Here is a 7,349-nt window from a genome sequence, read left to right on the forward strand (position 1 = left end):
TCCTGGAGACCGGCCGCTTCCACCATTATGGGGTCGGTGGCCCTAGCCGGCAGGACGCTGATGTAGGCCGAAAGGGGAACCTTGCTGGTCCCGGCAAAGCGTGAACAGTCCGTGGGTCGCCCGATCATCGGCATCACCATTGAGGTCCATCGGGTCCACGGTTCCGCCCAGTTCTACGACCTGGTCACAAGCTCTCTGCATCTGTTCCACGGCAAAGAAGACGTAGGGCGCCGCCCCTGGATCGCCGGAATGGATGCCGGCGGGGGTACCAGCGACATCGAGTTGGTACCCGGCCTCCGCCCCGTTGGGGCCCGGTTCGATCCCCCATCCGAAGAGCGCGGCATAGAATCGCGCAGATTCCTCGGCGTTCCGCGCCCCGAATTCGATGAATGAAATTTCCCCGGCCATGGTGGTCTGCCTTTCTGTGGGGACTCGTTGATCCCACTCCAGCATCCGCGTCGATCTCTGGCAAGAGTTGTTTCGGTGTGGTTCCGCCCCCGGCCTGCGTGGCGTTCGGGGAGACTCAGGACGGGTCCTGTGCCTGACTATCGGCCAGTAGGCGGGATTCGGCTGAGGCGCGGGCAGAACCGAAGGAGGAGAAGTCCGCCCTTCCGGGGGTACCCCAGACCGTCAGGATCCGCAGCGGCACGTCACCGGTGTTGATCAGGTCGTGGTCCACGCCGGCCGGAGCCAACACCGTATCCCCGGCCTCCAGGTCAAGGACCTCGTCGCCGAGGTGCATGCGAGCTGTTCCTGTCACGACCAGGTAGAACTCCTCAAGGGCCTGTTCACCATCGTGGCGGTGCATTCCCTCGCTCCCTCCTGGCGGCAGTTCCCAGGTTTGGATGGCCACGGGAAGATTCAGTTCCTCGAGGAAATGGAATTGAACCCTGGTGGGGGCAGATCCTTCGTGCAAGAGGTAGTCAAAGGCGAATTCTCCGCGACGTTCAACGCTCATGGTGGCTTCCTTGGCTTCCGGTGACGTGGGTGGGGCTGTGGGTGCTATTCGGGCTGGCCGCCCATGCGGCGGCTGATCCGTGCGGCGGCCCGGCAGCAGGTTTCCGCGAGCTGGATCAGTGTGGCTTCGTCGATGCGGTACAGCGGGGCTGCGACCATCAGTGCCGCAGCCACTTCCCCCCGATGTCCCATGATGGGTGCCGCGACGCCGACCTCCTCGTGGGAGGTTTCTCCGTAATTGCAGGCGTAGCCCTGCTCGCGCACCTTCTCGAGTCGACGTAGGTACCTTTCGACGTCCTGCGGTCCCGCAGGATCATGCTCGGCTCCTGCCCTGGAGAGCAGCTCTCGGACTACTGCTTCGTCCTGATGGGCCAGAAAGACTTGGACGGAGGCGCTCAACGGTGTGCCATAACGGGTGCCGATGGGCGAAGTGTGCTTGACCTGTTTACGGCTGGAGATTTGTTCGACGGAAACCGATTCGGCACCGTCCCAGATATTCAGGGCCGCCGTCTCCCCCGTGGCCTCGGCCAGCTCCTGCAAGACGGGGTACGCGATGCGCCGGACGTCCAGATTGGCCAACAGCGGACCGGCCACGGCAATCAGTCCCATACCCAAACGGAATTTGCGCGACAACTCGTCACGTTCAACGATTCGTTCTTGTTCCAGGGTGGCCAAGATGCGCGAGATGCTGGATTTGTGCAGCCCCACACTGGTGGCGATCTCGGTGACTCCCAGGAGTGGATCGTCCACCGTGAAGCAGCGAAGGACGTCGATGACGTTGACGATCACCGAAGAACTACGGGGCTCCCCCGCCATCGTTTCACGCGTCTGAGCCGTCATCTTTTCGTCCCTCCAAGGTTGGTCCTGCTGGTGGCGGAGCAGTTGTCCGCCACCAGCAGCCACCGGGCCCCAGGGGTCCCGGTTCCCGTGCGTGCTAGCAGGGGATGATGTTGTTTTCCGGGCCGAAACCAAATTTGGTGATGTTCTCGGCGCCGTTTTCGTCCACCACGAGGATATCGTGCTCGCGGTAGCCGCCGGCTCCCGGCTGACCATCGAGGACGGTAATCATCGGTTCCATGGACACCACCATTCCCGGTTCGAGCACGGTATCGATGTCCTCACGCAGCTCCAGGCCAGCTTCGCGGCCGTAGTAGTGCGACAGGACGCCGAAGGAGTGTCCGTAGCCGAAGGTGCGGTTGGCCAGCAGTCCCCGGTCAACGAAGATCTCGTTGAGTTCGGCGGCAATGTCCTTGCAGACAGCGCCCGGCTTGATCAGTTCCAAGCCACGACGGTGTACCTCGACGTTGACGTTCCACAGTTCCAGCGAACGCTCATCCGGCTCGCCCAGGAACAAGGTGCGCTCCAGTGCGGTGTAGTAGCCCGAGGTCATCGGGAAGCAGTTCAGCGACAAGATATCCCCTCGCTGCAGCTTCCGGGTGGTCGCCCAGTTGTGCGCCCCGTCGGTGTTGATCCCCGACTGGAACCACACCCAGGTGTCGCGGATCTCGGAGTCGGGGAAGGTCTTGGCGATTTCGTGGACCATCGCCTCGGTGCCGATGAGGGCGACTTCGTATTCGGAGATCCCCTCCCGGATGGCTGCCTTGATGGCTTCGCCGCCGATGTCGCCGATCCGCGCGCCGTGTTTGATGACCTCGATCTCTTCAGCCGATTTGATCATGCGCTGGCGCATGGCGGCCTGGGCGACATCGACCAGGGTGGCACCGGCGAAGGCTGCCTGGATCTTATTGCGGTTGTCCAGCGGCAAGGTGTCGTCCTCGACGCCGAGGCGCCGTACCGCGACGTTGCGCTGGCGCAGGGATTCCTGGATGCCGTGGATGAAGTTGTCGCGGCGCCAGTCGGTGTAGACGATGTTCTCGCCGTAGCTGCGGCGCCACGGCATGCCGGCGTCAATGTTGGCGGTGATGGTGCAGGTGTCGTCGGCGGTGACGACCATGGCGTAGGAACGCCCGAAGTACGTGAACAAGAAGTCCGAATAGTACTTAATCGAGTGGTAGCTGGTCAGGACGACGGCGTCGAGGTCCTTCTCGGCCATGATCTTGCGCAGGCCCGCCAGACGGCGTTCGAATTCGGCGTCGGAGAACGTCAGGGCGACCTTTTCGCCGTTATGCAGGACCTTCAGACGCTCGAGGCCGGAGACGGAGGTGGCGGATGCTTCGGTGGTCACAATGGACTCCTTTATATTGTGGTTCGTACATGGTTCGCTAGGAGGTTTCGGGGCCGCTATTTCAGCGGTTCTTTACTGGTTTCCGCGGAGAAGGCGACGGCGACCAGAGCGACGACGGCGGCGGCCATGAGGTACCAGCCCGGGGCGAGATCACTCCCCGTGAAGCCGATGAGGAACGTGGCCACGAAGGGTGCCGTACCGCCGAAGATCGCGTTGGAGAGGTTGAAGCTGACGGCGAAGCCGGTGTACCGCACCCGGGTGGGGAACATTTCGGCCAGGAAGCTGGGCAGGGTTCCATCGTTGAGGGTGAGCATGGCGCCGAGGGCAATCTGCACCAGGACGATCACGACGAAGTTTCCGGTGTCCAGCAGCATGAACAGGGGCACGGTGAAGATCACGAACAGGACCGAAGCGGTCAGCAGCACCTTCTTGCGGCCCAATTTATCCGAGAGAATGCCCATCACGAAGATGAATCCGATGTAGGTCAGCAGGGCCACGGTCGTTGCCAGATAGGACTTCGACTCGTCGAGACCGACCTCGGTGGAGAGGTAGGTGGGCATGTAGCTGAGCAGCATGTAGAAGCCGACGGCATTGAGCAACACGGCGCCGATGGCCTGGACCAGCTGGCGCCAGTGATCGCGGAACAGGTCTTTGATCGGCGTCGAATCCGTCGTGTCTTCGGCCTCGAGGGCCCTGAAGGCCGGGGAATCTTCAAGCTTGGTCCGGATGTACCGGCCGATCAGTCCCATCGGAGCCGCCAGCAGGAACGGCAGCCGCCAGCCCCAGTCATGCATCTGGTCCGTCGAAAGCAATCCGGTCAGCAGGGCTGCCAGGAGCGAACCCAGCAGCAGGCCACTGGCCGTGCTGGCGGGGACGACCGCCGCGTAGAGGCCACGGCGCTTCGGCGGGGCGTATTCGACCAGGAAGGCTGCAGCGCCGGCGTACTCGCCCGAGGCCGAGAACCCCTGGATGACCCGGATGATCAGCAGGATGATCGGTGCCCACAGGCCGATGGTGTCGTAGCCGGGGATCAACGCGATGCAGAACGTGGCCGCGGACATAATCAAAATCGACCATGACAACGCGAGTCGCCGACCGAATTTATCCCCCAGGTGCCCCCAGATGAATCCGCCCACGGGGCGGACGAAGAAGGACACCGCAAAGAGTCCGAAGGTCAGCAACAGGCCGGTCTGCTGATCCGCTTCCGGGAAGAAGACCGCCGTGATGGTCACCGCCAGATAGCCGTAGACGGCGTAGTCGAACCATTCAACGAAGTTGCCGATAAAGCTAGCGGCAACCACTTTGTTGCGCGTCTTGCGAATCGTTGCGGGAGTGTCCTCGCCGGTTCCACCACTGAAGGAGGTCCCGGGCAGGGAAGGGTTTTCGTGCTGGTGCGTCAGTACCGGCGGCTGGAAGGGCTCGCCGTTCGCTTCGGGTTTTTTTCCGTGATTCATGAGGGACCACCAAAGAAGTTTGAAGTTGCACTCACTGCAACGCTGTTGCGTCAACGTTATTTGTGGCGGAGGTCACTGTCAAGACTTTGCGAATAAAATCTTCCCCCGCCTGATGGGCCGGCTTGTTCGGCGCGACGGAGAGGCCCCCCATTCCGGGTAGGGCCTCTCCGTCCTCGAGTGGTTCAGTGGTGCTTGAGCGGCGCCTTGCTGGTTTCTGCAGAAAGGGCGACGGCGACCAGTGATATTGCTGCCGCGCCCATGAGGTACCAGCCCGGCGCCAGATGGCTTCCGGACGTGGCGATCAGGAGCGTCGCCATGAATGGCGCAGTGCCCCCAAAAAGCGCATTGGAGAGGTTGAAGCTGACCGCAAAGCCGGAGAAGCGAATGCGGGTGGGGAACATTTCGGCCAGGAAGCTCGGCAGCGTCCCGTCGTTCAACGCCAGCATCCCGCCCAGCAGGATTTGCACCAGGATGATGACCACCAGGTTTCCGGTATCCAGCAGGGCAAAGGCCGGTACGGTGAACAAGATGAAACAGATCGAGGCCGAGATCAACACACGCTTGCGTCCAAAGTGATCCGAAAGCAGGCCGATGAGGAAGATGAAACCGATATAGGTCACGAGGGCAACCGTCGTCGCTACATAGGAAGCGGTCGCATCGAGCCCCAGTTCCTGCGAAAGATAGGTCGGCATGTAGCTGAGGATGACGTAGAAACCAACCGCATTGAGCAGTACGGCGCCGGAGGCCTGCAACAGTTGCCGCCAGTGATCGCGGAACATTTCCTTGACCGGCGCCTTGACGGCCTCATCTTCGGCAGCAAGGTCCCGGAACGCCGGCGTATCCTCCAGCTTGGTTCGGATGTAGCGGCCGATCAAACCCATGGGAGCCGCCAACAAGAAGGGAATCCGCCACCCCCAGCCCTGCATCTGTCCGGCATCCAGCACGCCAGTGAGCAGCGCAGCCATCAGGGAACCGAGCAGAAGGCCCGTTGCGGTGCTGGCAGGTACGACGGCAGCAAAGAGTCCCCGACGATTGGCTGGCGCATACTCCACCAAAAAAGCCGAGGCACCCGCGTATTCCCCGGAAGCCGAGAACCCCTGGACCACACGCATGAGCAGCAACAGGAGCGGGGCCCCGATGCCAATCGTCGCGTAGGAGGGGATGAGGGCAATGCAGAAAGTCGCGCCGGACATGATGAGGATCGACCAGGACAGGGCCGTTCGCCGCCCGATGCGGTCCCCGATATGACCCCAGACGAATCCACCGAGCGGACGCACCAGGAACGAAACGGCGAAGAGCGCAAAGGTCAGCATGAGCCCGGTCCTGGGCTCCGCCTCCGGGAAGAATACTGCCGTGATCGTGACCGCCAGATACCCGTAGACGGCATAGTCGAACCACTCCACGAAGTTGCCGATGAAACTGGCCGCCACCACTTTTTTCCGGGTGCCGGGCCCCACCCCGTCGGGATGGACGCGGCTTTGACCACTCAGGGTGGGGCCCATGGCCCCGTCGGCGGGGGCGTACCCCTTGGTCTGGACGGGCCGCTCGGGCACGCCATCCCACTTTTCTGGATATCCGTTAACTGGCACTGCTACCACCAAACTTCAATCGTGTTGCACCCTTTGCAACCACGTTGCGTCGAACCATATGAGTGATCTATGTCACGGTCAAGGTTCGAACCCTTCGGGCGGCACTCCACAGCTGAGCGCAATCCGGCCTCGGGAGGACAAGCTTCCCAGCGGCAAGCCCTGCCGCCCGTCAGGAGCCGTCGAGCAAGGCGGTGGACCACGGCCTGTGGCGGCGACCCAAAGTGGGCGCCGCAGCCTCACGGTGGAGACCCAAAGGGATGGCAGGGCCGCTAGAGGATCGAGCGGATGGTGGCCTCGAAGTGGCGCACATGCTCCTCGGCGAGTAAGCGGGATTTTCCTGGGTCGCCGGCAATAATGGCGCGCAACAGCGAAGCGTGTTCTTGAATGTGGCCGGTAATGCTGGGCAGTCGATCCATCACCAGGCACCAGATGCGGGTGGCGAGGTTATCCAGGCGCACCAGCGTCTCTTCGAGGTACTGGTTTTCGGCCGCCCGGTAGATCAGCCGATGCACCTCCAGGTCGTACTCCATCAGGGCCCTGCGGTCCTGGCTCTCGTCCAGCTGCTCGATCGCGGCCGCCGTATCCGCCAGCTCCGCCCGCAGCGCGGGGTTCGGATTGAGGGCGGCCTTCTCTGCCGCCAGCGGCTCGAGGAGGTGGCGGATCTCCGAAATGGCCGCGAGGTCCTTGATGTCCACCATCGTGGCAAAGGTTCCGCGCCGAGGAAAGGAGTGGACCAGCCGATCGGTCTCGAGCTTCTTCAGGGCTTCGCGGATCGGGGTGCGCCCCATATCCAGCTCCGCGGAAAGCAGACCCTCATTAATGGGGGCACCGGGGGCAATGTCGAGCATGATCAGGCGATCACGCAAGACCCGATAGGAGCGTTCCGCTAGCGATTCGGCAACGGGTGCCGCGCTCATCACCATGTCCATCGACTTCCTCCTGCTTCCTAGGCCCGCGGCTACATTACCAGCGGGTAAAAACTTTTCCTTGACCGACCGTGATCCCCATCATACGATATTGAGCACAAGAGATATATCAGTTGTCGACGTAGTTCGGATGAGGAGTACCCATGACCATCGCCACAACAGGCCAGGTGTCAGCGAAGTCATTGACGGCCCCGCTGGCGGAGCTTGATCCCGAGGTCGCTTCGCGGATCGATGCCGA

At 62.3% G+C, this 7,349-nt stretch carries 7 protein-coding genes; all 7 read right to left on the minus strand.

Going from position 1 to position 7,349, the window contains the following annotated elements; genetic code table 11:
* Positions 1-42: 42 nt before the first annotated feature.
* The 7 genes from FM101_RS03405 to FM101_RS03435 all read right to left on the minus strand — a co-directional run bounded on the left by FM101_RS03405 (position 43) and on the right by FM101_RS03435 (position 7,102).
* Complete coding sequence (locus FM101_RS03405) at positions 43-408, minus strand: VOC family protein (RefSeq protein WP_086995502.1); 366 nt, start codon at positions 406-408, stop codon at positions 43-45.
* Positions 409-523: 115 nt separating this feature from the next.
* Complete coding sequence (locus tag FM101_RS03410) at positions 524-958, minus strand: cupin domain-containing protein (RefSeq protein ID WP_086995505.1); 435 nt, start codon at positions 956-958, stop codon at positions 524-526.
* Positions 959-1,002: 44 nt separating this feature from the next.
* The gene (locus FM101_RS03415; RefSeq protein ID WP_086995508.1) at positions 1,003-1,797 is read right to left on the minus strand and encodes an IclR family transcriptional regulator; all 795 of its coding nucleotides are present in this window, start codon (positions 1,795-1,797) and stop codon (positions 1,003-1,005) included.
* 94 nt (positions 1,798-1,891) lie between these two features.
* Positions 1,892-3,145 (minus strand): M24 family metallopeptidase, encoded by a 1,254-nt coding sequence (locus FM101_RS03420; RefSeq protein WP_086995511.1) that lies wholly within the window; start codon positions 3,143-3,145, stop codon positions 1,892-1,894.
* A gap of 53 nt (positions 3,146-3,198) precedes the next feature.
* Positions 3,199-4,596, minus strand: a complete 1,398-nt coding sequence (locus FM101_RS03425; RefSeq protein ID WP_086995514.1) for an MFS transporter — start codon at positions 4,594-4,596, stop codon at positions 3,199-3,201.
* 182 nt (positions 4,597-4,778) lie between these two features.
* Positions 4,779-6,098 carry an MFS transporter gene (locus tag FM101_RS03430; protein WP_086995519.1) on the minus strand — a complete coding sequence of 440 codons (1,320 nt, stop codon included), beginning with the start codon at positions 6,096-6,098 and terminating at the stop codon, positions 4,779-4,781.
* Between the two features lie 356 nt (positions 6,099-6,454).
* Positions 6,455-7,102 carry a GntR family transcriptional regulator gene (locus FM101_RS03435; protein ID WP_241895400.1) on the minus strand — a complete coding sequence of 216 codons (648 nt, stop codon included), beginning with the start codon at positions 7,100-7,102 and terminating at the stop codon, positions 6,455-6,457.
* Between the last annotated feature and the right edge of the window lie 247 nt (positions 7,103-7,349).

The sequence above is a fragment of the Arthrobacter rhombi genome (genome assembly GCF_900163545.1).
Lineage (GTDB): Bacteria > Actinomycetota > Actinomycetes > Actinomycetales > Micrococcaceae > Arthrobacter_H > Arthrobacter_H rhombi_A.

Coding starts and splice junctions, on each gene's coding strand:
- FM101_RS03425 (WP_086995514.1), bottom strand. CDS start 4,596: ATGAATCACGGAAAAAAACCCGAAGCGAACGGCGAGCCCTTCCAGCCG.
- FM101_RS03430 (WP_086995519.1), bottom strand. CDS start 6,098: ATGGGCCCCACCCTGAGTGGTCAAAGCCGCGTCCATCCCGACGGGGTG.
- FM101_RS03415 (WP_086995508.1), bottom strand. CDS start 1,797: ATGACGGCTCAGACGCGTGAAACGATGGCGGGGGAGCCCCGTAGTTCT.
- FM101_RS03410 (WP_086995505.1), bottom strand. CDS start 958: ATGAGCGTTGAACGTCGCGGAGAATTCGCCTTTGACTACCTCTTGCAC.
- FM101_RS03405 (WP_086995502.1), bottom strand. CDS start 408: ATGGCCGGGGAAATTTCATTCATCGAATTCGGGGCGCGGAACGCCGAG.
- FM101_RS03435 (WP_241895400.1), bottom strand. CDS start 7,102: ATGAGCGCGGCACCCGTTGCCGAATCGCTAGCGGAACGCTCCTATCGG.